Genomic DNA, 26,516 nt, shown 5'->3' with positions numbered 1-26,516 from the left:
GCTCGCCGGCGCGACACGCCGGGTGCAGGTCAGCGCGCCCGCCCGAGCCCGTGGTCGCGGGCGAGCAGTGCCGCCTCGGTCCGGCTCGCGACGCCCAGCTTGGCGAAGATCGCGGACAGGTTGTTCGTCACCGTCTTGGTGGCGACGCCGAGCCGCGCGGCGATCGCCGCCGTCGCCACGCCCATGGCGAGCATGTCGAGGATCTGGCGCTCCCGGGCGGTGAGCACCGCCAGCGGGTCGGGCGTCGCCCGCGCGTCCGCGACGGCCCGCACGCCCACACCCGAGCCGAGGAACGTCGCGCCGGTCGCGACCGCGTGGATGGCCCGGACGATCTGCTGGCGCGAGTCGCCCTTGAGCACGTACCCCGAGGCGCCGGCGTCCAGGGCCGCGCGGACGGACTCGTCGTCGTCGAGCATCGTCAGGACCAGGACCCCGACCCCCTGCGGACGGACGCGGCGGGTCACCTCGACGCCGTCGATGCCCCCCGGCATGTGCAGGTCGACCACGAGGACGTCCGGACCCTGCGCCGTCACCGACCGGACCGCCCCGTCGCCGTCCGCGGCCGTGGCGACCACCTCGATGCCGTCGACGGCCGTCAGCAGCGCGGCGAGCCCGTCGCGGATCACCGGGTGGTCGTCGGCGAGGACGACGCGGACGGGCGGCTCGGTGTGCTCGGTCATCGCGCGCCCAGCGGCAGCCACGCCTCGACCCGCCCGCCGTCGAGCGACGGCGCCGCCCGCACCCGGCCGCCGAGCTCCTCGGCCCGCTCGAGCATCGACCGCAGCCCGACGCCCGGGTCCCAGGCCGTCGCGTCACCCGCGCCGTCGTCCCGCACGTCGACGAGGAGCTCGCCGTCGCCGCACCGGATCGCGACCTCGACGTGGGTGGCCCCGGCGTGCCGGGCCACGTTGGTGAGCGCCTCGACGACGATGCGGTAGGCCGCCACCTCCACGGCCGCCGGCAGGTCGCCGACCGTGCCGCCCACCGCGAAGGTCAGGTCCTCGCGTGCCAGGCGCTGGGCGTGGCGCCGGACGGCCTCGACGAGCCCGAGCTCGTGGAGCGCGGTCGGGTGCAGCCCGTTGATCAGACGCCGGACGTCGGCGAGCGCGCCGGTGACCCCGGTGCGGATGCTCTCGCCGAGCTCCGCGACCCGGCCGTCGGAGAGCGTGACCACCGTGTCGGCCTGGAACGCGACGCCGGTGAGCACGGACGCCAGCCCGTCGTGCAGGTCGCGGCGGAGCCGGCGGCGTTCCTCCTCCCGCGCGCCCACGATCTCCTGCCGCGAGCGCCGCACGGCGGTCGCGAGCGCCTCGGCGTGCAGGGCCACCCCGATCGGCAGCGCCATCAGCTCGAGCACCGCGCGGTCGGACGGGTCGAGACGTTCCTGCCCGGACCGGACCCCGACCCGCAGCTCCCCCACCATCCGCCCGGCGTGCCGCAGCGGGAGGGTCTCGACGCCCGGGGGCCGGACCCCCGACTCCGCGACGAGCTCGCCGTCCTCGACCAGCGCCGCCCACGGCAGCTTCAACGCCTGGCACACCGCGGGCAGCACGTCGGCGGGACGCTCGGCGCCGTCCGCGAGCTGGGCGGTCACCGACGACACCGCGCGGACCGGGTCGGCGCGGTCGCCGTAGAGCAGCGCGTCGACGAGCCGCTGCAGCCGGACGCGGACGGGGTCGAACGCGGCCGCGACGACGACCGTCGCGGCCACGGACGAGGCGAGTCCGTCGGCGGGGCCGAGCAGCCGGGTCACGAGCTCGACGACGGCCACGTACGTCGCGACCAGCGACGCCGTGAGGACGACGTAGGTGACGGCGCGCGACCACAGCAGGCGGATGTCGAGCAGCCGGTGACGCAGCACGGCGATGGTGATCGCGACCGGGATGAGGGCGACGAACATCGTCGAGATCACCGGGAAACCCGTGCCCGGCGCGGCGATCGACCAGATGGTCCGGGTCGCGCCGATGACGACGACGGTGCCCGCCGCGGCGAGCAGGGGCCACAGCACCTGCCGGCGGGTGCGCTCGTCGCCGTGGCGGTAGCGCAGGACGAGCACCACGACGCCGGCGAGGTAGGTCGCCGCGAGCAGGACGTTCGTGGCCACCCCGAGCAGGCTCGTGTCGAGTCCGGGGATCGCGATCAGCGACCACGCCGGCGGCACCTGTCCCGGCGCGAAGCCCGGGATGGTGGCGAGCGGGTAGGGGTCGGCGCTGAAGGTCAGGACCTGCAGGACACCGTTGGCCAACAGCAGCGCGAGTACCGGGCGCGCCGGCAGGTGGGCGTCCGGGAAGACCAGCAGGGCCAGCGGCAGGAACAGCCCGACCGCCCAGGGCCAGGCCGCCGAGTAGACCGTCGCCGTGGCGGTGATCGCCGTCGGGTCGCCGGCGAGGGTCGCCCGGACCAGCCACGGGGTGACCGCCGCCGTCGCCGTCTGCGCGACGGCCACGCCGAGCAGCAGCCACCCGAGTGGGCGCCGGGGACGCCGGCTCGCGATCAGCCCGCCGCAGAGGGCGCAGACCGTCCCGACCGTCGCGTTGGTGAGCAGGAAGCTCTCGCGGGCGGCGACGAACGGCATGCCGGTGACGAGGACGCCGACGACGGTCGCCAGCGCCTCGAGGAGCCCGACCGCGGCGAGGCCGGCGGCGAGCCCCGTGGTGACGCCGGTGGACACCCGGCCCGTCCGCACCCCCATCCGCACATCCTGGGCCGCTTCCCGGCGCTTGTCTGCGGGCGTTCTCCCCGGTCAGGGCGGGAGTTTCGTCCCGGTAGGCCGCCGCGGGGCCGGGACGTCCGGCTCTGACGTCCGGGACGTGCGGCCCCCGACGCTCGGTCCGTCCGTCGCCACCCACCTCGTCCGCCATCTCGTCCGGGAGCCGTCATGACCGACACCCTCACCCGCACCGACACCGTCGCCCGTCCCGCCGGGATCGCGACCGTCGTCGGCGGGGCCGTCACCACCGTCCTCGGGCTCGTCGCCGCCGTCGCGCCCTCCCTCGTGGGCCCGGCCTGGTTCGCGACCGTCGTGCCCGCGGCCCTCCTGTTCGCCGTGGGCGTCCTCGGCGTCCGGCACCGCGCCCGAGGCCTCGGGGCGTCCCGGCTCGTCACCGGGGCCCTCGCCGTCGCGGCCGGCGCCACGATCGCCTTCGCCCTGGCCCACCTCTACGCACTGGCCGACGAGGACACGGCGATCCTGCTGTTCAGCGTGTTCATGGTGCTCATGGCCGTCGGACTGGTCGTCGCGGCGATCGGGATGTTCCGCGGCCCGGCCGGGTTGCCGCGCTGGACGACGCTGGTCACGGGCGTGTGGCCGGTCGCCACCATCCCGGTCGGCGCCGCGGTCGGGGACCTGCCGCACTTCGGCGCCATCGCCGTCTGGGGCCTCACCTGGATCGCGCTCGGCGTCGCGCTGTTCCGTGCGTGACGGTCGGCAACGCACGACGGGCCGGCCCCCACCGCCTGGGGGGCCGGCCCGTCGTGTCGGCGTGGAGCGTCAGAGCACCTCGACGTGCACGTCGTTGAGGAAGTGGTTGCCGCTGAGGTTGTTGCTGAGGATCTCGCTGCAGGTGACGTTGCCGAGGTTCCCCGTGATCGGGACCTGGGTGACGATGTTGCCCAGCTTCGAGTCGCCGATCTCCGACGCGGCCGAGGACTCGCCGGACGTGACGTTGCAGTCGTCGTCCGAGCTGACCGACGTCGTCTCGTGGTCCGACTCCTCGTGGCACTCGCTCGCCGAGGCGAACGGGGCGGCGACCATGAGTCCGGCCGCGACGCCGACCGTCACGACACCCATCTTCTTGAACACGTGAACTCCTCGCGTAGCGCAGTCAGGGGAGCCGGTCGTCGCCGGTGCCCAACTCCCGGTGACGGCCGCGCCGCCGTCGTGCACGCCGAGTCGACCCACACGGTGACGGCAATCACCCAACGAGAGGAGTCCGATGGAGTTACGCAACGTTCTCGACTACTACTCCGTGCAACATTCTGCCCCTGTCGGCGCTGAGCAGTGGCACCTTCGATGCACTGACACTGATCTCTTCGGTGGAGCCTCGACCTGCCCCTAAACGTCGTCGCGCGCGTCACTCATGCCGAGTCGCGAACTGGAGGCGGTGACGCAGCGCGACGACGTCCAGCTCGGGCGGCGGGTCGCCCAGGGCCGCCAGGAGACGCTCGGCCGCCGGGGCGTCGACCCGCCCGAAGTAGTCGGCGGTCGCGGAGTGCACCACCCACCAGAGCGCCGGGTGCCAGCGGGCGTCGGCGGCCAGCTCGACCAGCGTCGGCGCCTTCGCCGGCCACGGCACCGGACCGGAGATGTCGATCAGGCGCTGCAGGCGCCGGCCGGCGGCGTCCGCCCGCAGCGCGTGCCACGCCGACGCCGACTCCCCCTCGTCGGACTCGAAGGGGCCGCACCACACCCAGTACGAGGCCGGGTCGGCGAGGGCGGGGTCCGGGTCGTCGAGGAGGATCCCGATGCGGGCCAGGAACTCGTCGCGGGGCGCCCAGTGCCCGACGTACATGAGGTTCCCGTAGCAGGGCATGACGCGGTACAGCGCGAGCGCGAGGTCGAGATCGCCCTCGACGAGGTCGGAGAGCTCGTGGGGAACGTCGGCGGTGTCGTCCTCGTGCTCGGAGCCGCCGTCGGGTCCGCGGCCGTAGCCCGGCGCGCGGGCGACGGTCCACGCGCACGCCCGCTGGAAGCGCTCCTCGCCGACGTGGCGGGCGAGGTCGTCGAGGTCCACGGCGACATCCTCGCCCTCCGGCACCTTCGACTGCTGGGCTCGCCGCCCCTGAGACTCGGTATCCTTCGCACGGGTCCGCAGTTCGTCCCGCGAACGACCGCGACCCATCTGTCGAGAGCCACTGGGGGCACGGTTGTCGAAGGCGCTGCCCGCGTGACCGGTCCGCGTACCTCCCGGCTGCCGAACCCCGAACCGCCGGCCGAATCAATCGAGCCGGGCGCGCTGGAGCGTCAGCAGATCCTGCTCATGACAGTCCCGCCTCCGCGATCCGGGAACGTCGTCACCTCGCTGAAACGTGTCGACGGTGTCGTCTCGGCGTCGGCGGTCTATTCGGGGATCGACGTCGTCGCGCGTCTGCGGGGATCCGAGGAGACCCTCGCGAGTACTCGCCGAACCATCGACAACCTCGGCGCGCCGATCGACCACATCGACACCTTCGACGTGCATCGAATCTTGACGGGACCCCGCTTCCACGATTCCACGGTCCTTCTTCGTGGTTGTTGCCGCGCCTACATCCACTGCACGATCAACGTGCCGGAGAACACCGTGGAATTTGCGGCGACAGTCCTGCGCGAACTCAGCTGCACGGTGGCCGTCTACGTCAGCCGCGACGAACCCACGTCGCTCATCCTCGAGGTCCTCGCCACGGACAAGGGTGAGTTCGACGACGTCGTGATGTCGAAGGTCCAGGGCGAGTGGGCGATCGTGAAGAGCACCCGCACCTACCTAGTGATCAACAACATGTCGTGGACCGACTGGGTCGAAGCCCTCGAGCCGGCGATCTTCATGAGCGTGTCCGATCGCGACAATCCGTTTGCGGGCGATCTCAAGCGACGGATCGAGGAGGACACGGGGCTTCGATGCTGGAAGTACGATGACAATATCCCCAAGGGCGCGGCGGACTGGCCCCGTTCGGTCGATGAAGCCATGGCCGCCGCTCCGCTGCACATCTACGTCCTGAGCGAGAGCTTCCTGACGAGCGGAGAATGCCAACGGGAATTCGGACAGAGCGTGCAGATGGTTCGGGATCCCCAGGACATCTGCGCTCTACTCGCGCCCGGATTCGAGATGTCGTCGCTGCCCGAGCGGTATTGCGTGCGCAACTGCATCCTGGGCGACCGGTTCCTGGCGTACGCCCGCCTGCTCGACTGGCTTCACGAGCGGCTGGTCGCCACGGCGAGTGCCTACACCGACTGGCCCGCGCCCTCCCCGGGACCGCGGTCCGGCGAGCAGTGACCCGGACCCCCCTCCCCCTCACCGGCGAGCGCACGGTGCCCGGGCTGGCCGTCGAGAACTACTGGTTCCGGCGCCACGAGGCCGTCTACCTGGCCCTCGCGCCCGCCTGCGCCGGCGCGGTCGTGCTCGACGCCGGGGTGGGCGAGGGCTACGGGGCGGCGCTGCTGGCGCGCTCGGCCAGGCGGGTCGTGGCCTTGGAACTCGACCCGGCCGTGGCCGCCCACGTCGCCGCGCGCTACCCCGAGGTCGCCACCGTCCGGGCCGACCTGCAGGCCTTCCCGCTCGCCGACGCGAGCGTCGACGCCGTCGTGAACCTGCAGGTGATCGAGCACCTGTGGGACCAGCCCGGCTTCCTCGCCGAGTGCGCGCGGGTGCTGCGCCCCGGCGGGCGGCTGCACTGCGCCACCCCCAACCGGCTGACGTTCTCGCCCGGCGCGGGGCCGGAGGACCGCCCGCTCAACCCGTTCCACACCCGCGAGCTGACCGGGCCGGAGCTGGTCGGGCTCGTCACCGACGCCGGCCTGGAGGTCGAGGAGCTGCGCGGGCTCCACCACGGGCCGGGGCTGCGGGACATCGACGCCCGCCACGGCGGGTCGGTGATCGACGCCCAGATCGCGCTCGCCCTGAACGGCGGGCCGTGGCCGGACCGGCTCGCCGCGGACGTGGCGTCGGTAACCGCCGGCGACTTCGTGCTGCGCGCCGAGGACGTCGACGCGTCGCTGGACCTGCTGGTCAGCGCCGTCCGGCCAGCGTGAGCACCGGGTCGGCGACGGTTTCGGGCAGCGCCTGGCGCATGACGCCGGCGGCTGCGTCGGCGACCACGACGTCGCCCGTGTCGCCACCGCCGGTGCAGTGCGTGCCGCCCGCGGTGACCTCGCCGCCGTTGGCCGTGCACAGGTCGGCTGTCGTCACCGGGACCCCGGGGACGGGCGAGGCGCTGGCCGTGCCGGCGAGCCCGAGGAGGGCCCCGCCCGCGGAGACGGTGGCGAGTGCGCCGGCGACGAGGCGTGCGGTGCTCCGGTTCGTCATGGAGGGCCCAACGAGGCGGCGCCGACCCCGGTGATGCGACGTCACCGTTCGAGGGACAGACTCCGCCCGAGGGGTGCCGACGAGAGGGGCGTGCTTGAGCAGGGAACCGGTGGGCACCTTCTGCCTCGTCCTGCACTCGCACCTGCCGTGGCTGCTGCGCCACGGCGCATGGCCTGTGGGCGAGGACTGGCTCTACCAGGCCTGGGCGCACTCCTACCTCCCCGTCGTCGAGACCCTCGACCGCCTCGCCGCGCGCGGTCACCGCGACCTGCTGACCCTCGGCGTCACCCCCGTCCTCGCCGCGCAGCTCGACCACCCCGCCGCCCTGCGCGCGATGCACACGTGGCTGGCCGACTGGCAGCTGCGCGCCCACGAGGCCCACGTCACCGACCCCGCGCTCGCCACCCGCGAGCACCGCGCCGCCGCCCACGCCCTCGAGGTCTTCGAGCGCGACTGGCGCCACGGCGGCTCGCCGGTGCTGCGCCGGCTGGCCGATTCCCGGACGGTCGAGCTGCTGGGCGGGCCGGCGACCCACCCGTTCGCCCCGCTGCTGCCCGGGCGGGTGCGGCGCTTCCTCCTCGACGCCGGCCTGCGCGACGGCGCGCTGCGCCTGGGTCGGCGACCGGCCGGCATCTGGGCGCCCGAGTGCGGCTACGCGCCCGGACTGGAGCAGGACTACGCGGCCGCGGGCGTCAAGCGGTTCCTCGTCGACGGCCCGGCACTGCGCGGCGACACCGCGGCCGCCCACCCCGTCGACGGCACCGACGTCGTGGCGTTCGGACGCGACCTCGAGGTGACCTACCGCGTCTGGTCGCCCCGCGCCGGCTACCCGGGCGCCGCCGAGTACCGCGACTTCCACACCTACGACCACACCACCGGCCTCAAGCCCGCCCGGGTCACCGGCCGCCGCGTGGCCACGGCGGACAAGAAGCCCTACGACCCGGACCGCGCGGCCGCCGCCGTCGCCCGGGACGCCGCGGACTTCGTCGACACGGTCCGCACGAGGCTGGCCGACCTGCGCGCCCCTCGGGGCCGGCCGGGGCTCGTCGTCAGCGCCTTCGACACCGAGCTGTTCGGGCACTGGTGGCACGAGGGCCCGGCGTGGCTCGAGGCGGTGCTCACCGCGCTGCCCGAGGCCGGGGTACGGGTGACGACGTTGCGCGGTGCCGTCGAGGCCGGCCACGTCGAGGAGCCGGTGGTGCTGCCGGCGTCGTCGTGGGGGTCGGGGAAGGACTGGCGGGTGTGGGACGGGCTCGCGGTGCGCGAGCTCGTGGCCGACAACGAGGACGTGGCGCGGCGCTTGCTCGCCGCCGTCGACGGAGCCGGGGAGTCCGCGGGCCGCGACGCCACCCTCGACGCGCTGGCGACCCAGGCGGCGCTGGCGCTCTCGAGCGACTGGGCGTTCATGGTCACCAAGGACTCCGCCGCCCACTACGCCCGGCGCCGCGCGGCCGAGCACCGCGACCGCGTGCGCGAGCTGACCGACCTCCTGCCCGCCGGCCGGCACGCCGAGGCCGCCGCCCGCGCCGCGACCTTCGCGGCCCAGGACGACGTGTTCGGGCGCCTCGACGCCCGCGCGCTGCGCCGTCAGCCGAGTCGCCAGGCCGCTCCTACCTACTCGGGAGTAGGGTCGCTCGCCTGATGTCTGCGGAGTGGCTCCGCAGACGTTCAGTGTCCGTAGCTCCACTCCGATCACGGACCGGGAGGGGTCGAGGGGTGCGCGTCCTGATGCTCTCCTGGGAGTACCCGCCGGTGGTCGTCGGCGGGCTCGGGCGCCACGTGCACGCGCTCGCGACGGCACTCGCGGACGCCGGCCACGACGTGGTCGTCGTCGCCCGCCAGCCGACCGGCACCGACGCCGCGACCCACCCGACGACGCTCGAGCGCCACGACGGGGTCCGCGTCCTGCGGGTCGCCGAGGACCCCCCGCACCTGGAGTTCGTCCGCGACCTCGTCGCCTGGACCCTCGGCCTCGGGCACGCGATGCTCCGCGCCGCCGGGACGCTGCTGCGCGATTGGAGCCCCGACGTCGTGCACGCCCACGACTGGCTCGTCGCGCACGCCGCCATCACCGTCGCGGACCTGACCGGGGCGCCGCTCGTCGCCACCGTCCACGCCACCGAGGCCGGACGTCACGGCGGCTGGCTCTCGCAGACGCTCAACCAGCAGGTGCATTCCGTGGAGTGGTGGCTGGCGCGCCGCGCCGACGCCGTCATCACGTGCTCGCAGGCGATGCGCACGGAGGTCTCCGGGCTCTTCGACCTCGACCCCGACGACGTCGCCGTCGTCCACAACGGCATCGACCCGGCGAGCTGGCTCCGGTCCGTCGAGCGACGGCCGGGCCCGCCGACCCTGCTCTCCCTCGGGCGCCTCGAGTGGGAGAAGGGCGTCCAGGACCTCGTCGCCGCCCTGCCGGCGATCCGCCGCGCCCACCCGGGCACGACGCTCGACGTCGCGGGCACCGGCTCCTGCTCCGACTGGCTCGCCGAACGGGCCCGGGCGGCCCGGGTCCGGCGGTCGGTGCGGCTGCTCGGCCACGTCGACGACGCCACCCTGCGCGACCTGCTCGCCGGCACCGACGCCGCGGTCCTCCCGAGCCGCTACGAGCCGTTCGGCATCACCGCGCTCGAGGCCGCGGCCGCCGGCGCCCCGCTCGTCGCGTCCCGGGCGGGCGGGCTGGGCGAGGTGGTCGTCGACGGCGTCACCGGCCTGTCCTTCGACCCCGGCGACGTCCCCGGGCTGGCGCGGGCCGTGATCCGCTGCCTCGACGACCCCGCTGCCGCCCGCACCCGCGCCGACGCGGCGCACGCGCGCCTCGCCACCGACTTCGCCTGGCCCGCCATCGCCGACCGGACCGCCGAGGTCTACGCGAGCGCCCGCCCCGCACCCCCGCGCGTCCTGGGCCGCCCCAAGATCCCGACGGGGAACGTCTTCGGGCTCACCTGAACGGCCTACGTGAGTGAAATTCGGGGCTATAGCCCCGAACTTCACTCACATGGGCTGGGCCGGCGACCCCGCCGAGGTGCCCGGCGCGCCGTCCGGCTCCGCCACCGCCTGCCCCGCCGCCAGCGCCGTCTTCCGCGCGATGTCGGCGAGCGCCTCGCGGTCGGCGGCGGCGGCCTCGTAGTCGGCCATCCGGTCGCGGACGACCCGGGCGGGGGCGCCGACGGCCACGGCGTGGTCGGGGATGTCGCCCCGCACCACGGCGTGCGCGCCCAGCACGCACCCGCGCCCCACCCGCGCCCCGCGCAGCACCGTCACCTTCGTCCCGATCCACGTCTCCGGACCCACACGCACCGGCGACTTCACGATGCCCTGGTCCTTGATCGGCACGTGCACATCGGCGTAGCGGTGGTCGAAGTCGCACACGTAGATCCAGTCCGAGAGCAGCGTCGCCTCGCCGAACTCGATGTCGAGGTAGCAGTTGACCGTGTTCTCGTTGCCGAACACCGAGCGGTCGCCGATGCGCAGCGAGCCCTCGTGGCAGCGCAGCCGGGTGTGGTCGCCGATGTGCACGAACCGGCCGATCTCGAGGCGCCCGAAACCCTCCCGCGCCTCCAGCTGCACGCCCTTGCCCAGGAACACCAGCCCGTGCAGGACGATGTGCGGCTGGCGCACCCGGACCTTGAGCATCCGCCAGTAACGCACCAGGTAGAACGGCGTCCAGGCGCGGTGGCGCACGATCCAGCGCAGCGACGCCCAGGTGAGCAGTCGCGGCTGGCGCGGATCCGACCCCACGGTGACGACCCTACGATCGCCCGATGTCCCGCCCCGTGTCCCCCCGCAGCCCGAGGGTGGCCGTCGTCGGCAGCGTCAACCTCGACCTGGTCGCCCGGGTCGAGCGGCTCCCCGCCGCCGGGGAGACGCTGACCGCCCACGGCGTCACGCGCGTGCCCGGCGGCAAGGGCGCCAACCAGGCGCTCGCGGCGGCGCGGCTCGGCGCACGGGTGCGGCTGCACGCCGCGGTCGGCGACGACCCGCTCGCCGGCGAGGCCCTGGCGCTGCTGCGCTCCGGCGGCGTCGACCTGCGCGGCATCACGATCGCCCCGGACGCGCCCACCGGCACCGCCATGATCCAGGTCGACGACGACGGCGAGACCACCATCGTCATCGACGCCGGCGCCAACGCCACCCTGGCCGTCGACACAGCGGACCTCGACGCCGACGTCGTCCTCACCGTGCTCGAGGTCCCCGACGAGGCCGTCGCGACGGCCATGGCCGCGCCCGGCTTCACCGTGCTCAACGCCGCGCCCGCGCGCCCCGTCGCCGGCGACGTCCTCGTCGACGTCGACCTGGTGTGCGTCAACGCGCGCGAGTACGGCGAGCTCGCCGCGCACGCCGACCTCGACGCCGTCGCCGCCGTCGCGATCACCCACGGCGCGGCGGGCGCCGAGCTGCGCCGCCGGGGACGCGTCGTCGCGCACGTGGAACCACCGCCCGTCGACGCCGTCGACGGCACCGCCGCCGGCGACGCCTTCACCGCCGCCCTCGCGCTCGCGCTCGCCACCGAGATCGACGACGAGACCGCCCTGCGCCGCGCCTGCCGGGCCGGCGCGCTCGCCGCGACCCGTCCCGGCGCCCAGCCCTCGCTCCCCACCCTCGAGGAGGTCGACGTCCCGTGACGCCGCTGATCGTCGACACCGACCCCGGCGTCGACGACGCCTACGCGCTCGCCCTCGCCGCCCGCGCCCCCGAGGTCGACCTGCGCGCCGTCACCGCCGTCTTCGGCAACGTCGACCTCCCCACGACGACGACGAACGCGCGGCGGCTGCTCGGGATGCTCGGCCGCGGCGACGTCCCGCTCGGCGTCGGCGCCGAACGTCCGCTGATCCACCCGACGACGCAGCGTGCCGCCGACGTCCACGGCGACGACGGGCTGGGCGGGGTCGCCGAGCGCTTCGGCCCGCTCGGGCCGGAGCCGGTGGGACGGGCCCTGGACGTGATCACCTCGGTCCTCGAGACCGCGGGCGAGCCCGTCGTCATGGCCGCGATCGGCCCGCTCACCGACGTCGCGCTGCTGCTCGCGACCCGCCCGGACCTCGCCGAGCGGATCGGGCGGCTCGTCGTCATGGGCGGGTCGATCGGCATCGGCGGCAACGTCAGCGCCGGGGCGGAGTTCAACGTCTGGTCCGACCCCGAGGCCGCGCGCCGGGTGCTCGTCGAGGAGCGGGTGCCGACGACGATGGTCCCGCTCGACCTCACGCACGTGGTGACGGTCGACCGGGCCTGGCTCGCCCAGCTGGCCGCGTCCGGGCCCGTCGGGGAAGCCCTGGCCGCCACGCGCGACGTCTACGGCCGCGGCGAGCGCCTGGGCGTCGACCGCGTCCCGATCCACGACGCCGTCGCACTGCTCGAGGCGGTCGCGCCCGGGACGCTGGCGACGGTGCCGCTGGAGCTCGAGGTCGACACCTCGCTCGGGCCGGCCCGGGGCACGGTGCTCGCCGACCGCCGCGGGCGTGTGCCGGGAGGCCGGACGGTCGACGTCGCGGTACCCGACGGCACCGACGTCGACGGCGTGCGGGACGCGCTGCTCGCGCGGCTGGGCGATCACATGTGATCGCGGCAGGTCGCCGCCTGCGGCAGCGCCTCGAGGCGCTCGTCGTCGATGGCCTTCCCGCAGACCGTGCAGGTGCCCCAGCTGCCGTCGTCGACGCGGGCGAGGGCGGCGTCGATCTCGCCGATCTGCCGCGCGACGTCGTCGGCCATCCCCCGGTCCTCCATGCGGGTCTCGACCTCGGTGGCGACGTCGGCCTCGCGGCGGCCGCGCAGGCCGATGTCCTCGTCCGACGGGTCCGGGTCCTCGGCCGCCACCGACCGTCCGAGCTCCTCCAGCCGCTCGCGCTCCTCGGTCAGCCGGGTCCGCGCCTGCTCTGCGTTCATGGGCGCGGGCTGCCCTCCCCCGCCACCGCCTCACACACGTACGCCTCCGGCCCGGTCGCGAGGCGGGCCAGGACGACGGTGGCCTCGGCGTCGCCGCGCAGCTTGAGACGCGGCCGCAGGGCGTTCGGGTCGACGTCGAGGCCGCGGACGAGGATCTCGACGCGCCCGACGCCCCGGGCCGCCAACGTGCGGCGCAGCGTCTTCTCGGTGTACCGGCCGTGCTCGAGCACGCGGAACGCCCGGACGCCGGGCGGCGGCGCGTCGCCGGAGAGGTAGGCGAGGTGCTCGTCGAGGCGCCACAGGCCGTGGCGCGCGCCGTACTGGCGCACCAGGCCGGCCCGGACCACCGCGCCGTCGGGGTCGACGATCCACTCCCCGGCCGGCGCCACGGGGCAGGTGTCGTCCCCGGCGTCGGTGACCTCGAAGCCCGCCCCGCGGCTCGAGAGCACCGTGGCCCGGCGACGCGTCGTCGCGAGGCCTGCCGACCACAGCGCCGCCTCGCGGACCCGGCCGTCGAGGGAGACGAGCTCGACCTCCGCCGCCCAGGGCGCGAGCGCGGGATCGAGGCCCGGGGCCGTCGAGACGACGAGGTCGTGTGCGTGGCGATACGGACACTCAACGTCTGCGGCGCCACTCCGCTGACACACACCGGCGGCAGCCGCTAGCCCGTCCAGCGGAGGGGCGAAGTGCTCCGGGCGCCAGGTGCGGCGGCCGGCGGCGGTGCGCCGTGCCGGGTCGGCGACGAGCACCGTGTCCCGCGACGGCGGCGCGAGGGCGTCGGCGCGCACCAGCGGCACGCCGGGCACGTTCACCCGCGCCATGGCCAGGCGCACCGGGTCGAGGTCGGACCCGACGAGCCGGCGGGCGACCGGGGACAGCGCGACCAGCTCCGCACCCACCGAGCAGGTCACGTCGTGCACGTCCCGGCCCGCCAGCCGGGCCGCGCGGTGCGCCGCGACCGGCGCGGCGGTGGCCTGCTCGGCGGCGTCGGCGGTCAGCAGCCAGCCGTCCGGGACGCGCCCGCGGGCGCGGTCCTGCAGCAGCGCGGTCTCGAGCACCGGGCCGGCGCGGTCACCGAGCCGCTCCCGCAGCGTCTGCACCGCCCGCAACCGGTCCCCGCCGACCAGGGACGCCGCACCCTCGACGGCGTCACGCCCGGCCTCCGAGGCCAGGTACGCGACGTCGTCGAGGGTGAAGGCGTAGGGCACTACACCCGGACGGGATCCGCCGGCCGCACCCCGGTGACCAGCGCGTTGTAGAACAGCGAGCGCGGCACGACCCGCGAGAGCACCCGCGCGTCCAGCCACGACAGCCGCTGCCAGCTGCGGTACGCGAACATCGCCCAGCCCATGCCGAGGCGCTCCGGGGGCACCGCGGCCTCGAAGGTGCGCACGGGCCAGCCGAACACCGCGGCCGTCAGCTCCTCGGTGACGACGCGGACGTCGACGGCGCCCGCGGCGTGGGCGAAGCGCTCGAGGCGGTCGGGGTCGAAGACGTGCTGGTCGACCACCGACTCCAGCGCCGCGGCGCGCGACGACTCGTCGAGCTCGACCTGCGGGCGCAGCCACGACGCCGGCGCGAACCGGGTGGTCGCCCACCACGTGGCCTGCCCCAGCTTGCGGGCGTAGAGGTCGCCGAGCCGAGTGGGCTCGCCGGCGAACACGAACCGCCCGCCGGGCCTGAGCACGCGCAGGATCTCGCGGAAGGCGGTGTCGAGGTCCGGGATGTGGTGCAGCACCGCGTGCCCGACCACCAGGTCCACCGACGCGTCGGGCACCGGGATCGTCTCCGCGTCCGCCACCCGACCCTCGACGTCGAGGCCCAGGTTCGCCGCGTTGCGCGTCGCCACCGCGACCATGCCCGGCGAGAGGTCGGTGACCGTGCCGCGCTTCGCGACCCCGCCCTGCATGAGGTTGAGCAGGAAGAACCCGGTGCCGCAGCCCAGCTCGAGGGCGTGGTCGAACGGCCCGGGGTCCGGGGACACCGCCCGGAAGCGGTCGACGGCGAACGTCGTGCAGCGCTCGTCGAACGAGATCGACCACTTCTCGTCGTAGGAGTCGGACTCCCAGTCGTGGTATAGGACGTTCGCGAGCTTCGGGTCGTCGCGGGCGGCGTCGACCTCGGCCTGGGTGGGCGCCATCAGCGACCCAGGAACGTGGCCTTGCCCGGCCCGTTCTCGACGAAGGAGCGCATCCCGATCGTCTGGTCCTCGGTGCCGAAGAGCGCCGCGAACAGCTCCGACTCGACGGCGAGGCCGTCGCGCAGGTCGATCTCGAGGCCGCGGTCGATCGCGTTCTTGGCGGCGGCGAGCGCGCGGGTCGGGCCGTTGGCGAACTGCGCGGCCCAGGCGTGGGCGCGGGTGTAGACCTCGTCCGGCGGCACGACCTCGTCCACCAGGCCCATCTCCAGGGCCTCGGGGGCCTTGACGAAGCGGCCGGTGAAGATCACGTCCTTGGCCTTCGCGGGCCCGACGAGCCGGGCGAGGCGCTGCGTCCCGCCGCCGCCGGGGATGATCCCGAGCAGGATCTCCGGCTGGCCGACGGTCGCGTTGTCGCCGGCGATGCGCCGGTCGCAGGACAGGGCGACCTCGAAGCCGCCGCCGAGCGCGTACCCGGTGATCGCGGCCACCGTCGGCTTGGGGATCTCCGAGACCGCCCCGAAGCCGCGCGAGAGCTGGTGGGTCACCTCGGCCATCTCGGAGTAGGTCATGTCGGCCATCTCCTTGACGTCCGCGCCGGCCGCGAGCGTCTTCTCGCCGCCGTAGACGACGACCGCGCGCACGTCGTTGCGGCTGGTGGCCTCCGCGGAGACCTCCTCGAGCTCCCGCTGGACCTGGCGGTTGATGGCGTTCATCGGGGGCCGGTCCAGGCGGATCGTGCCCACCCCTCCGTCCACCTCGAGCCGCACGAACTCCGTCACCGAGCCTCCTGAAGTACCGGGGAAATCCGCGGGCGACCCTATCGCCGGAACGCGGTGAAGCGCCGCCGGCGGCTCGTGAGCTCCAGCGGCTGGTCGAAGGTCGCCGACAGGTTCTCCGAGGTCATGACGTCGTCGAGCAGGCCCTGCGCGACCACCCGCCCCTCGCGCAGCAGCATCGCGTGGCTGCAATTCGGCGGGATCTCCTCGACGTGGTGGGTGACCATGACCGTCGCCGGGCCCTCCGGGTCGGCCGCGAGCTCGGAGAGCAGCTCGACGAGGTCCTCGCGGGCGCCGAGGTCGAGCCCGGCGGCCGGCTCGTCGAGCAGCAGCATCTCGGGGTCGGTCATCAGCGCCCGGGACAGCAGCACCCGCTGGCGCTCGCCCGTCGAGAGCGTCCCGTAGCGCCGGGACGACAGGCCCGCGACGCCCATCATCTCCATGAGCCCCGCCGCGCGGCGGTCGTCGGTCTCCTCGTAGCGCTCGCGCCACGTCCCGAGGACGCCCCACCCGGCGCTGCGCACCACGTCGAACGCCGTCTCGTCGGGCGGCACCCGGCCGGCCAGGCTCGCGGAGGCGAGGCCGATGCGGGGGCGCAGCTCGAAGACGTCGACGCGCCCGAGCCGCTCACCCAGCAGCTCGACGGTGCCGGTGGTCGGGTGCATCTCCGCGGCCGCCAGCTTGAGCAGCGTGGTCTTCCCGGCGCCGTTGGGGCCGAGGATCGCCCAGCGCTCGTCGAGCTCGACGGTCCAGTCGAGGTCGGCGAGCAGGTCGGAGCCGCCGCGCCGCACCCCCACGCCGCCCATGCGGACGACGGTGTCCGGATCGGTCGGGCGGGTCTCCGGCTGCATCACGGCCGCCATCCTGACGGATCACATCTCCGCACGGGCGACGGCCCACCCGGTCATCGGGCACGATCTCGCTCCGATGCCCACCACCGCTCCCCCTCCCGGCGCCCCGCTCGGAGCCCACCTCGACGGCGACGTGCTGCGCGTCACCGTCCCGGCCGCGCCGAGCGCCGAGGCCGTGGAGCTCTGCCTGCGCGAACCCGACGGCGAACGCCGGATCGAGCTGCGCCGCACGGACGACCGGTGGTCCGGCGAGGCCCACGGCGTGGCGGCCGGGACGCCCTACGGGCTGCGCGTGCACGGGCCCTGGGACCCGGCCCGGGGCGTGCGCACCAACCCCGCGAAGCTGCTGGTCGACCCGTGGGCCCGCCGCGTCGAGGGCCGGGTCACCTCGCTCGAGGCCGCCCGCCCGTTCGCCGGCACCGATCCGTTCTCGGCCCGCCGCAGCGACCGCGACTCCGCCGGCGCCGTGCCCCACGGCATCGTCACGGCGCCCCTCGACCCCGCGCCGACCGCCCGGCCGGAGGTGCCGTGGGCGGACACCGTGATCTACGAGACGCACGTCCGCGACCTCACGAAGCTCCACCCCGCGGTGCCCGAGGAGCTGCGCGGGACCTACGCGGGCGTCGCCCACCCCGCCGTCGTCGAGCACCTCGTCGCCCTCGGCGTCACCACCCTCGAGCTGCTGCCGGTGTTCGCCCACACGGCCGAGCCGTCGCTGCTCGCGCGCGGCCGGGACAACCACTGGGGCTACTCGACGCTCGCCTACCTCGCCCCGCACCCGCGCTACGCCTCACGGCCGGGCCGTGAAACCGAGGAGTTCCGGGCGATGGTCGCGACGCTGCACGCGGCGGGGCTCGAGGTCGTCCTCGACGTCGTGTTCAACCACACCTGCGAGGGCGGCGCCGACGGGCCGTCGCTGTCCTGGCGCGGCCTCGACGCCGCCGGCTGGTACGCCCTCGACGCGCGCGGCCACGACGTCGACGTCACCGGCTGCGGCAACACCCTCGACGCCGCGTCCCCGCTCGTGCGCACGCTCGTCGTGGACTCGCTGCGGCACTGGGTGACGACGATGGGCGTCGACGGCTTCCGCTTCGACCTCGCCTCCACCCTCGGACGCCCCCACGGCGGCGCCTTCGACCCGGCGACGCCGCTGCTCGCCGACATCGCCGACGACCCGGTGCTCGGGCAGGTCAAGCTCATCGCCGAGCCGTGGGACGCGACCGGCGAGGGCTACCAGGTCGGCGGCTTCCCGGCGCCCTGGGCGGAGTGGAACGGGCGCTTCCGCGACGGCGTGCGCGACTTCTGGCGCGGCCACGGCCCGCTCTCGGAGATCGTCACGCGGATCGCCGGCTCGTCGGACCTCTACTGGCCGGCGCGCACCCCCGCCGCGTCGGTCAACTTCGTCACCGCCCACGACGGCTTCACGCTCGCCGACCTCGTCGCGTACGACCGCAAGCACAACGAGGCCAACGGCGAGGAGGGCCGCGACGGCACCGACGACAACCGCTCGTGGAACCACGGTGCCGAGGGCCCCACCGACGACCCGGCCGTGGTGGCCCTCCGGGCGCGGCAGGCCCGCAACCTGCTCACCACGCTGCTGCTCTCGGCCGGCACCCCGATGCTGCTCGGCGGCGACGAGCTCGGCCACACGCAGCACGGCAACAACAACGTCTACTCCCTCGACGACGAGACCTCGTGGCGCGCCTGGGACGACCCGGTGCTCGTGGACTTCGTCGCCCGCGCCCTCGCGCTGCGCCGCGCCACCCCCGCGCTGCGGCGCACCGACTTCTTCTACGGGCGGGAGGACACCGACCCCGACGGCGCCGCCCCCGACATCGCCTGGCTGCACACCGACGGCCGCGAGTTCACCGAGCCGGACTTCCACGACCACGGGCGCACGCTCGTCGTGCGCGTCGACGGTGACCCGGCGCTGCTGCTCGTCCTGCACGCCGGCGGGGCGCCCGTCGACGTGCTGCTCCCCGACGCGTTCGGCGACACGGCCTGGGCGCCGGTGCTCGACCCCGGCACGGCCACCGGCGCGCCGGCCTCGGAGGAGCCCCTGCCCGCGGGCGACGTGCTGTCGGTCCCGGCGCACACGGCCCTCGTGCTCCGGGCGGCCGCAAGATCCTGACGAGGGGAGCGTGCGCTCCGCTGCGCGGAACGCGCGCTCCCCTCGTGCAGATCTTCCGGCGCACGGGATGGATCCGAGGGCTCCCGTGCTGCGTCGAACCACGCGTGAGCACCAAGCACCAGCAGCACATCGAGCTCCGGAAGCTGATCCGGCGCCAGCACGGCGTCGTCAGCCTCGAGCAGGCCGTCAAGGCCGGGTACTCGCGCCAGGCGGTGGCGCGCAAGGTCGCGACGAAGGCGTGGTTCCCGGCGGGCCCGCGCGTCTACCAGGTGGGCGAGCACAACAAGACGGCACGATCCCGGACCGTCACGGCCCTGCTCTCGCTGGGCCCGGACGCGACGCTGGTCGGCACCTCGGCGGCGTGGTGGTGGGGCTTCTGCGACACCCCGCCGCCCCGGACACAGGTCGCCGTCCCCCCGGGTCGCCGCCCCCGCCCACGCGACGACGTCGACATCGTGCGCAGAGCCATCGCGTCCGTGGACCGCACGAAGCTCTCCGGGGTCGCCGTGACCTCCCGCGCCCTCACCGTCCTCGACGCGGCCGCGGAACTCGGGCTCGACGACGGCGCGACGGTGGCCGACACCGCCCTGCAGAAGGGCTCGGTGACCGTCGAGAGCCTGCGCGAGGCGCACACGCGCACCGCCGGACGGCGCGGGGCCACCATCGGTGCCCAGATCGTCGCGCTGGCCGCGGGCGGGGCGCGGTCGTGGGCCGAGCGGGCGCTGCACCGCGAGATGCGCGCCGTCGGCATCACCGGATGGTCGGCCAACACCGGCATCGACCTCCCCGGGTACGGCCGCGCCCTGGGCGACGTGGTGTTCGACGAGGAGAAGGTGATCGTCGAGGTCGACGGGTGGGCCTACCACCGTGACCTGCGCGCGTTCCTCGTCGACGGGCCCCGTCAGTCGGCACTCGCCGCGGCCGGCTGGGTCGTCCTGCGCACGCACTGGTACGAGCTGCGCCAGGCGCCCGACGTATTCGTCGCCCGCCTGCGCGCGACGCTCCGCGCAAGATCCTGATGAGTGGAGCGTGCGCTCCGCTCAGCGGAACGCGCGCTCCACGAATCCGGATCTCAGGCCGGCAGGACCACGCGGCCCAGCTCGACCGGCGCCGCCAGCAGGTCGTGGCGCGGCAGGACGCGCACGGTGTAGCCGAGCACGCCCGCGTGGGGCAGGGCGACGACGGCCTCGAAGCGGTGCGAGCCGTCGTGCCCGCGCCCGATGGAGGTCATCGGCGTCACGACCGACTCCGAGAGCTCGTCGGCGTCGTCGGCCCGCCCGACCACGGCCTGCACGAGCACCTCGTCCGGGTCGAGGCCGCCGAGCTCGACCTCGGCCCGCACGGTCATCGGCGCGCCCAGCACCGGGGTGTCCGCGCCGCCCGAGGCGTCGACCTCGGCCACGGCCACCGACGCCCAGGCGGCGTCCAGGCGGGCCCGGTAGTTCGCGAGCTCCTTCGCGCCGGCGTACCCGTCGGCGAGCACCCGCGCGGCGGACCGGGCGGCCGGGACGTACCACTGCTCGACGTAGTCGGTGACCATCCGCGTCGCCTGCACCTTCGGCGAGAGCGAGGCGAGGGTGTGCCGCACCAGCGAGGTCCAGCGGTCGGGCACACCGTCGGCGCCGCGGTCGTAGAACAGCGGCGCGACGGTCGTGCCCAGCAGCTCGTAGAGCGCGTTCGCCTCGATGTCGTCGCGGCGGTCCGGGTCGTCGACGCCGTCGGCGGTCGGGATCGCCCAGCCGTTGCGACCGTCGTAGAGCTCGTCCCACCAGCCGTCGCGCACCGACAGGTTCAGCCCGCCGTTGAGCGCCGACTTCATCCCCGACGTCCCGCACGCCTCGAGCGGGCGCAGCGGGTTGTTCAGCCAGACGTCGCAGCCCCAGTAGAGGTAGCGCGCCATCGACATGTCGTAGTCGGGCAGGAACGTGATGCGGTGGCGGATCGCGGGGTCGTCGGCGAACCGCACCATCTGCTGGATGAGGCCCTTGCCGGCCTCGTCCGCGGGGTGCGACTTGCCGGCGATCACCAGCTGCACCGGGCGCTCCGGGTCGAGCAGGATCGACCGCAGCCGCTCCTGGTCGCGCAGCATCAGCGTGAGCCGCTTGTAGGTCGGCACGCGGCGGGCGAAGCCGATGGTGAGCACGTCGGGGTCGAACACGCGCTCGGTCCACGCCAGCTCGGGCTCCGAGGCGCCGCGCTGCAGCCACGACGCCCTGACCCGGCGGCGGACCTCCTCGACGAGACGCCGGCGCAGCGTGCCGCGCATCTCCCAGAGCATCGCGTCGGACACCCCGAACAGCTCCGGGCTGCCGGCGGCCTCGGCGCCGGCGGTGAGGCCGCCGATCTCGCGGGCGGTCCAGGTGGGGCCGTGGACGCCGTTGGTCACCGAGCCGATCGGCACCTCCGGGGCGTCGAACCCACCCCACAGGCTCTGGAACATCCCCCGCGAGACCTCGCCGTGCAGCTGGGAGACGCCGTTGGAGCGCTGCGCGAGCCGCAGGCCCATGTGGGCCATGTTGAACATGTCGCCCGCCGGCTCGCGCCCGAGCGACAGCACCCGGGCCGGCTCGATGCCGGGCAGCATGTCGGCGGTGAAGTAGTGCTCGACGAGCCCGACCGGGAAGCGGTCGATGCCGGCGGGCACCGGGGTGTGCGTCGTGAAGACGGTGCCGGCGCGGACGGAGGCGAGCGCCTGGTCGAACTCGAGCCCGGCGTCGGCGACGAGCTCGCGGATGCGCTCGAGGCCCAGGAAGCCGGCGTGGCCCTCGTTGGTGTGGAACACCTCGGGCGACGGGTGGCCGGTGAGCGCGCAGAACGCCCGGACGGCGCGCACCCCGCCGATCCCGACGAGGATCTCCTGGCGGATGCGGTGCTCGGCGTCGCCGCCGTAGAGGCGGTCGGTGACCTGGCGCAGGTCGGGGTCGTTCTCCTCGATGTCGGCGTCGAGCAGCAGCAGCGGCACCCGCCCCACCGACGCCTGCCACACCCGCGCCCGCAGCGTGCGGCCCTCGGGCATCGCGACGCCGACCAGCACCGGGGTGCCCGACGCGTCGGCGAGCAGGTGCAGCGGCAGGCCCTGCGGGTCGAGCGCGGGGTAGTGCTCCTGCTGCCACCCGTCGAGGGAGAGCGACTGCCGGAAGTATCCAGATCGATACAGAAGGCCGACGGCGACCAGGGGGACCCCGAGATCGCTCGCCGCCTTGAGGTGGTCGCCCGCGAGGATGCCGAGGCCGCCCGAGTAGTTCGGCAGCACCTCGCTGACCCCGAACTCCATGGAGAAGTACCCGACGACCGACGGGAGGTCGGCCGAGCTCCGGGCCTGCGCCTGGTACCAGCGCGGCTCCCCGAGGTAGGTGCGCAGGTCCTCCGCGCGCTCCTGCACCCGGCCCACGAACGCGGCGTCCTCGGCGAGCTCGGCCAGACGCTGGGGGCGCACCTCGCCGAGCAGCCGGACCGGGTCGCCACCGGTCGAGCGCCACGCCGCCTCGTCGACGGTCGCGAACAGATCCTGGGTGGGCCCGTGCCACGTCCAGCGCAGGTTGGTGGCGAGCTCCTGCAGGGGCGCGAGGGCCGCCGGGAGCTGGGCGCGGACGGAGAAGCGACGCAGAGCCTTCACGCGCGGGGAGCCTACGGCTCGACCCCCGACGCGCCGTGCGGGCCCACCTCCCCTGGATCGATCCGATGACTACGCTGCGTCGCGTGAGCGCGCTGGGGAGATGGTGGCGGTCCGGACGACGGTCGAAGGGGGCCGAGGAGCCCCGGGAGGACCTCCGGGAGCAGCCGCAGGAACGGCCGACCGAGCCGCGGTACCCCGTGACCGGCGGGCAGCCGGCGGTCGGTTCCGACGGCGCCAGCACGCCGCCGTTCGAGGAGAGCTACGGGGGCTACGACGGCCGCCGCGACCCCCACCGCGAGGTCCCCCGCGGCGAGGTCGTCACCGGGCCGTCCTCCGGCTCGTGGCGCCGTCGCCGGGAGAACTGGGGACCCGCCGAGGACGTCGAGGTCGGTCCCCCGCCACCTCCGGACGCCCGCCCGACCACCGGGCCCTTCCCCGTGCCCGGTCCGGCCTCGGGACCGTTCCCCGCGCCCGGGACGGTCGCCCCGTCCGGCCCGTTCGCCTCCCCGGACCCGGCCGACCACCCCTCCTCCGGCCCGTTCCCCGCCTCCGGCCCGTTCCCCGCCTCCGGCCCCTTCCCCGCGGCCGGCGGGCCCCCGTCGGGCGGCTTCCGGGCCGTCGGCGGCGACGCACCCGACCTCGACGCCCGTCGCCCACCGGCGCCGAGCCTGCCGCCGTGGCGGCGCCCCGCGACGCCGCCCTGGGGGATCGCCACCGGCCGCCCCTCCCGCTCCCCCTCACCGACCTCCCGTCCCCCGTCCGCATCGACTCCGCCCGTTGCGGGTAGCGGACCGGACATGAGTTCGTCGTCGGACCGCGAGCCCGACCCCACGGCGCGCGACGGGATCGCGCGTCCCGAGGGCCGTCCTGCCACCGAGCACTCCGTGGACTCTGGGGACGCCGTGGACGCCGCGGTGCCCCCGGCGTCGGACCCGTCGTGGTTCACCCCCCGCACGCCCTACGCCCCCTTCCCCGAGGAGGCGGCCAAGGACACCGGCACCCCTGCTCAGGCGGACGAGGACGACCCGGTCACGACCCGGATCAGCCCCAGCACCCCGACGGTCGGCGCCACCGGCGACACCGCCGCCGACGAGGGACCCGATCGCGCCCGCGGTTGGCGCCCCACCGCGGCCGGCGCGGCCGGGCTCGGCGTCGCCGGGGTCGCCGCGGGTGTCGCCGGAGGCGCCGGCCTCGGTCGCTCGGACGACGAGACCCGCGTCGACGAGGAGGCCCGCCCGGCCAACGAGGCCGGCGGCGAGCGTCCCGGCTCCGCGGCGGCCGCCAGCACGCCGTCGGCCAGCACGCCGTCGACCAGCACGCCCTGGGCTCCGCCGCCCGCGCGGCCGTCGGCGTTCTCGACCCCGCCGACGCCCCCCGCGCCGTCGTCGTCGCCCTCGTTCTCCTCGCCCCTCGCGCCCCCGGCCGACGAGGTCCCCACCGACGAGCCCACCGACGAGCCCTTCCGACCCGTGTCCCCAGGACACGGGTCGACCGACCCGGCCCCGTCGGGGAGCAGCCCCGACAGCACCGACAACACCGACAGCACCGACGACGACCCCCTCGGCGTCGGCCCGGTGAGCGTCGACCCCGACGCGCACGTCCACAGCCTCGCGCCGGACGCCCCGCGCGACGAGGTCCCGGCCTCGGACGGCCCGGACGCCACGACGGCCTTCACCGGTGTCGCGGCGGCCGGCGCGCTCGGCGCCGCCGGTATTGCAGCCACCCGTCAGGGCGGTGACGCACCGTCCCCCGGTGACGTCACCGAGCCCGACCCGACGGGCGCGGACGTCCCCGCGGAGGAGCCGGCGGGCGCCCCGTCGACCGACCCGGGCACGGAGCCGCCGACCACCGTCGCGGAGCCGGACCCCGCGCCGGAGCCCGAGCCCGAGCCGCTCGCCACCCGCGGGACGCCCGGACCCCAGCCGACCACCCCCGGCATCCCCGCCGAGGCGGTCGACCGCCACCACCTCCCCCAGGGCCGGATCGGGATCGACGAGGTCACCCCCGAGGTCTCGGGCGGTCGCTTCCCGTCGAAGGCCGTGGTGGGCGAGGTCGTGCCCGTCGCGGCATCGGTCTGGCGCGAGGGCCACGACGCCGTCGCGGCGACGGTCGTCTGGCAACGCTGCTCGGCGGCGAGCCACGGCCAGGACCCCGACGCCGGGATCCCGTGCGGCGACGAGGCCCCGCGCAGCACGCGCATGACGCCGACCGGCCCGCTGACCGACCGGTTCGCGGGCCAGGTCGTCCCGGACGCCGAGGGTCTGTGGAGCTTCCGGATCGACGCCTGGAGCGACCCGTGGGCGACGTGGCGGCACGCCGTCGACGTCAAGACCCGCGCGGGTCAAGGCGCGTCGGAGCTCGCCAACGACCTCGAGACCGGCGCCCGGCTGCTCGAGCGCGGCGCCGAGGGCATCCAGCAGCGCCTGCGCGACACCCCGCGCCTCGCCGACGACGAGCCCGTGGGCGAGCGGACCGGCGGGATCGCCATGCCGCCCGCGCTCGAGCTCGCCCACTCCCTCACCCGGGCCGCCGAGCAGCTCCGCGACACCGACAAGGACCTCCCCGAGCGCCTCCGGCTCGCCCTCTCGGCGCCGGTGCACCGCACGATGACCGAGAACCCCGTCCGCGAACTGGTGACCCGCGGCGAGACCCACCACGTGCAGGTCGAGCGCTCGCTCGCCCTCGACGGGGCCTGGTACGAGTTCTTCCCGCGCTCCACCGGCGGCTGGGACGACGAGGGCCGCCCGGTGCACGGCACGTTCGCCACGGCCACGCGCGAGCTCGACCGCGCCGCGGCCATGGGCTTCGACATCGCCTACCTGCCGCCGATCCACCCGGTGGGCACGGTCAACCGCAAGGGCCCGAACAACACCCTCACCCCGGGGCCGGACGACGTCGGGTCGCCGTGGGCGATCGGCTCGGCGGCGGGCGGGCACGACGCGATCGACCCGAACCTCGGCACGATCGAGGACTTCGACGCGTTCGTCGCGCACGCCCACGACCTGGGTCTCGAGGTCGCGCTGGACCTCGCGCTGCAGTGCGCCCCGGACCACCCGTGGGCCGCCGAGCACCCGGAGTGGTTCACGATCCGGCCCGACGGGACGATCGCGTACGCCGAGAACCCGCCGAAGAAGTACCAGGACATCTACCCGGTCAACTTCGACACCGACCCCGAGGGGATCTACGCCGAGGTCCTGCGCGTCGTCCTGTACTGGATGGACCACGGTGTGCGCGTGTTCCGGGTCGACAACCCGCACACCAAGCCGCCGAACTTCTGGAACTGGCTGATCGCCGAGGTGCACCGCCGCGACCCGGGCGTGGTGTTCCTGGCCGAGGCGTTCACCCGTCCCGCGCGGCTGTTCGGGCTGGCCAAGGCCGGGTTCAGCCAGTCGTACACCTACTTCACGTGGCGCACGGGGCGCGACGAGCTCCGCGAGTTCTTCGAGATGCACCGCGACCGGCTCGACGAGTGCCGGCCGAACTGCTTCGTCAACACCCCGGACATCCTCCACGAGTCGCTGCAGGTCGGCGGCCCGGGCATGTTCGCGCTGCGGGCGGCGCTGGCGGCCACGCTCTCGCCGGCCTGGGGGGTCTACGCGGGCTTCGAGCTCTTCGAGCACCAGCCGGTGCGTCCGGGCAGCGAGGAGTACCTCGACTCGGAGAAGTACCAGCTGCGTCCCCGCGACTTCGCGGGCGCGCTGGCCGAGGGCCGCAGCCTCGAGCCGTGGATCACGCGGCTCAACCAGCTGCGCCGGGACCACCCCGCCCTGCGCCAGCTCCGCACGCTGCGGTTCCACGAGACCGACAACGAGGCGCTGCTCGCCTACTCGAAGACCGACCCGCACACCGGCGACACGGTGCTCTGCGTCGTCACGCTCAACCCCTACGGCGTCGAGGAGGGCAACGTGCACCTCGACATGCCGGCGCTGGGCCTGGAGTGGCAGGACCGGTTCGGCGCGTTCGACGAGGTCAGCGGGCAGACCTTCGAGTGGGGCGAGACCAACTTCGTCCGCATCGAGCCGTGGCGCGACGTCTGCCACATCATCTCGGTGCTGCGGCGGTAGGCGACCGCATCCCGTGACCCTGTGCGCCCGCTGAGAACCGGGCGCATCGGGCACGATCCA

22 protein-coding genes are annotated in these 26,516 nt (G+C 75.0%); 10 read left to right on the top strand and 12 right to left on the bottom strand.

What is annotated here, in order from left to right:
• Nucleotides 1-29 precede the first annotated feature (29 nt).
• On the bottom strand, nt 30-701 hold the full coding sequence (locus tag WCD41_RS04185) for a response regulator transcription factor (protein ID WP_337712104.1): 672 nt from the start codon (nt 699-701) through the stop codon (nt 30-32).
• Nucleotides 677-2,692 (bottom strand): sensor histidine kinase, encoded by a 2,016-nt coding sequence (locus WCD41_RS04180; RefSeq protein WP_337712103.1) that lies wholly within the window; start codon nt 2,690-2,692, stop codon nt 677-679. The genes WCD41_RS04185 and WCD41_RS04180 overlap by 25 nt, the downstream gene beginning before the upstream one ends.
• A gap of 186 nt (nt 2,693-2,878) precedes the next feature.
• On the opposite strand from WCD41_RS04180, the gene WCD41_RS04175 reads away from it, so the two are divergent.
• Nucleotides 2,879-3,421 (top strand): hypothetical protein, encoded by a 543-nt coding sequence (locus tag WCD41_RS04175; protein ID WP_337712102.1) that lies wholly within the window; start codon nt 2,879-2,881, stop codon nt 3,419-3,421.
• 69 nt (nt 3,422-3,490) lie between these two features.
• Here the strand turns inward: WCD41_RS04175 and WCD41_RS04170 are convergent, their stop codons facing one another.
• Together WCD41_RS04170 and WCD41_RS04165 are read right to left on the bottom strand one after the other, a co-directional pair.
• Nucleotides 3,491-3,802, bottom strand: a complete 312-nt coding sequence (locus WCD41_RS04170; protein ID WP_337712101.1) for a hypothetical protein — start codon at nt 3,800-3,802, stop codon at nt 3,491-3,493.
• 271 nt (nt 3,803-4,073) lie between these two features.
• Nucleotides 4,074-4,733: a hypothetical protein gene (locus WCD41_RS04165; protein WP_337712100.1), complete on the bottom strand. Its 660-nt coding sequence runs from the start codon at nt 4,731-4,733 to the stop codon at nt 4,074-4,076.
• Between WCD41_RS04165 and WCD41_RS04160 the strand changes: the two genes are divergently transcribed.
• Together WCD41_RS04160 and WCD41_RS04155 are read left to right on the top strand one after the other, a co-directional pair.
• Nucleotides 4,707-5,969: a toll/interleukin-1 receptor domain-containing protein gene (locus tag WCD41_RS04160; protein WP_337712099.1), complete on the top strand. Its 1,263-nt coding sequence runs from the start codon at nt 4,707-4,709 to the stop codon at nt 5,967-5,969. The two genes, WCD41_RS04165 and WCD41_RS04160, sit on opposite strands and share 27 nt — an antisense overlap.
• A complete protein-coding gene (locus WCD41_RS04155; protein ID WP_337712098.1) occupies nt 5,966-6,724 on the top strand; it encodes a class I SAM-dependent methyltransferase in 759 nt (252 codons plus the stop codon). Before WCD41_RS04160 ends, WCD41_RS04155 begins: the two co-directional genes overlap by 4 nt.
• Here the strand turns inward: WCD41_RS04155 and WCD41_RS04150 are convergent.
• Nucleotides 6,702-6,998 carry a hypothetical protein gene (locus tag WCD41_RS04150; protein WP_337712097.1) on the bottom strand — a complete coding sequence of 99 codons (297 nt, stop codon included), beginning with the start codon at nt 6,996-6,998 and terminating at the stop codon, nt 6,702-6,704. The genes WCD41_RS04155 and WCD41_RS04150 overlap by 23 nt on opposite strands.
• 94 nt (nt 6,999-7,092) lie before the next feature.
• Between WCD41_RS04150 and WCD41_RS04145 the strand changes: the two genes are divergently transcribed.
• Together WCD41_RS04145 and WCD41_RS04140 are read left to right on the top strand one after the other, a co-directional pair.
• Nucleotides 7,093-8,640: a 1,4-alpha-glucan branching protein domain-containing protein gene (locus WCD41_RS04145; RefSeq protein WP_337712096.1), complete on the top strand. Its 1,548-nt coding sequence runs from the start codon at nt 7,093-7,095 to the stop codon at nt 8,638-8,640.
• A gap of 74 nt (nt 8,641-8,714) precedes the next feature.
• Entirely contained in the window at nt 8,715-9,944 is a 1,230-nt protein-coding gene (locus WCD41_RS04140) for a glycosyltransferase family 4 protein (RefSeq protein ID WP_337712095.1), read from the top strand.
• Between the two features lie 45 nt (nt 9,945-9,989).
• Here the strand turns inward: WCD41_RS04140 and WCD41_RS04135 are convergent, their stop codons facing one another.
• Complete coding sequence (locus tag WCD41_RS04135) at nt 9,990-10,736, bottom strand: acyltransferase (protein WP_337712094.1); 747 nt, start codon at nt 10,734-10,736, stop codon at nt 9,990-9,992.
• 23 nt (nt 10,737-10,759) lie between these two features.
• On the opposite strand from WCD41_RS04135, the gene WCD41_RS04130 reads away from it, so the two are divergent.
• Together WCD41_RS04130 and WCD41_RS04125 are read left to right on the top strand one after the other, a co-directional pair.
• Complete coding sequence (locus WCD41_RS04130) at nt 10,760-11,620, top strand: PfkB family carbohydrate kinase (protein ID WP_337712093.1); 861 nt, start codon at nt 10,760-10,762, stop codon at nt 11,618-11,620.
• The gene (locus tag WCD41_RS04125; protein WP_337712092.1) at nt 11,617-12,555 is read left to right on the top strand and encodes a nucleoside hydrolase; all 939 of its coding nucleotides are present in this window, start codon (nt 11,617-11,619) and stop codon (nt 12,553-12,555) included. Before WCD41_RS04130 ends, WCD41_RS04125 begins: the two co-directional genes overlap by 4 nt.
• On the opposite strand, the gene WCD41_RS04120 is transcribed toward WCD41_RS04125, so the two are convergent.
• The 5 genes from WCD41_RS04120 to WCD41_RS04100 are packed head-to-tail and all read right to left on the bottom strand — an operon-like array spanning nt 12,546 to nt 16,645.
• Nucleotides 12,546-12,878 (bottom strand): TraR/DksA C4-type zinc finger protein, encoded by a 333-nt coding sequence (locus tag WCD41_RS04120; protein ID WP_337712091.1) that lies wholly within the window; start codon nt 12,876-12,878, stop codon nt 12,546-12,548. The genes WCD41_RS04125 and WCD41_RS04120 overlap by 10 nt on opposite strands.
• Complete coding sequence (locus WCD41_RS04115) at nt 12,875-14,086, bottom strand: THUMP-like domain-containing protein (protein WP_337712090.1); 1,212 nt, start codon at nt 14,084-14,086, stop codon at nt 12,875-12,877. The genes WCD41_RS04120 and WCD41_RS04115 overlap by 4 nt, the downstream gene beginning before the upstream one ends.
• On the bottom strand, nt 14,086-15,018 hold the full coding sequence (locus tag WCD41_RS04110) for a class I SAM-dependent methyltransferase (protein WP_337712089.1): 933 nt from the start codon (nt 15,016-15,018) through the stop codon (nt 14,086-14,088). The genes WCD41_RS04115 and WCD41_RS04110 overlap by 1 nt, the downstream gene beginning before the upstream one ends.
• Complete coding sequence (locus WCD41_RS04105; RefSeq protein WP_337712088.1) at nt 15,018-15,797, bottom strand: enoyl-CoA hydratase/isomerase family protein; 780 nt, start codon at nt 15,795-15,797, stop codon at nt 15,018-15,020. Before WCD41_RS04105 ends, WCD41_RS04110 begins: the two co-directional genes overlap by 1 nt.
• 38 nt (nt 15,798-15,835) lie before the next feature.
• Nucleotides 15,836-16,645, bottom strand: coding sequence for an ABC transporter ATP-binding protein (locus WCD41_RS04100; RefSeq protein WP_373695079.1), 810 nt, complete (start codon nt 16,643-16,645; stop codon nt 15,836-15,838).
• 76 nt (nt 16,646-16,721) lie between these two features.
• Between WCD41_RS04100 and glgX the strand changes: the two genes are divergently transcribed.
• Together glgX and WCD41_RS04090 are read left to right on the top strand one after the other, a co-directional pair.
• Nucleotides 16,722-18,776 (top strand): glycogen debranching protein GlgX, encoded by a 2,055-nt coding sequence (glgX, locus tag WCD41_RS04095; protein WP_337712086.1) that lies wholly within the window; start codon nt 16,722-16,724, stop codon nt 18,774-18,776.
• Between the two features lie 104 nt (nt 18,777-18,880).
• Nucleotides 18,881-19,795: a DUF559 domain-containing protein gene (locus WCD41_RS04090; RefSeq protein ID WP_337712085.1), complete on the top strand. Its 915-nt coding sequence runs from the start codon at nt 18,881-18,883 to the stop codon at nt 19,793-19,795.
• A gap of 53 nt (nt 19,796-19,848) precedes the next feature.
• Here WCD41_RS04090 and glgP read toward each other — a convergent pair whose 3' ends face one another.
• Nucleotides 19,849-22,392 (bottom strand): alpha-glucan family phosphorylase, encoded by a 2,544-nt coding sequence (gene glgP / locus WCD41_RS04085; RefSeq protein WP_337712084.1) that lies wholly within the window; start codon nt 22,390-22,392, stop codon nt 19,849-19,851.
• Between the two features lie 1,937 nt (nt 22,393-24,329).
• Here glgP and WCD41_RS04080 point away from each other — a divergent pair.
• Nucleotides 24,330-26,456, top strand: a complete 2,127-nt coding sequence (locus tag WCD41_RS04080; protein ID WP_337712339.1) for a maltotransferase domain-containing protein — start codon at nt 24,330-24,332, stop codon at nt 26,454-26,456.
• Nucleotides 26,457-26,516: the final 60 nt, after the last annotated feature.

The sequence above is a fragment of the Actinomycetospora aeridis genome (assembly GCF_037400275.1).
GTDB classification, from domain to species: Bacteria; Actinomycetota; Actinomycetes; order Mycobacteriales; family Pseudonocardiaceae; genus Actinomycetospora; species Actinomycetospora aeridis.
Note: the sequence above shows the minus strand (reverse complement) of the source record. Positions and strands in the feature narration are given on the sequence as shown.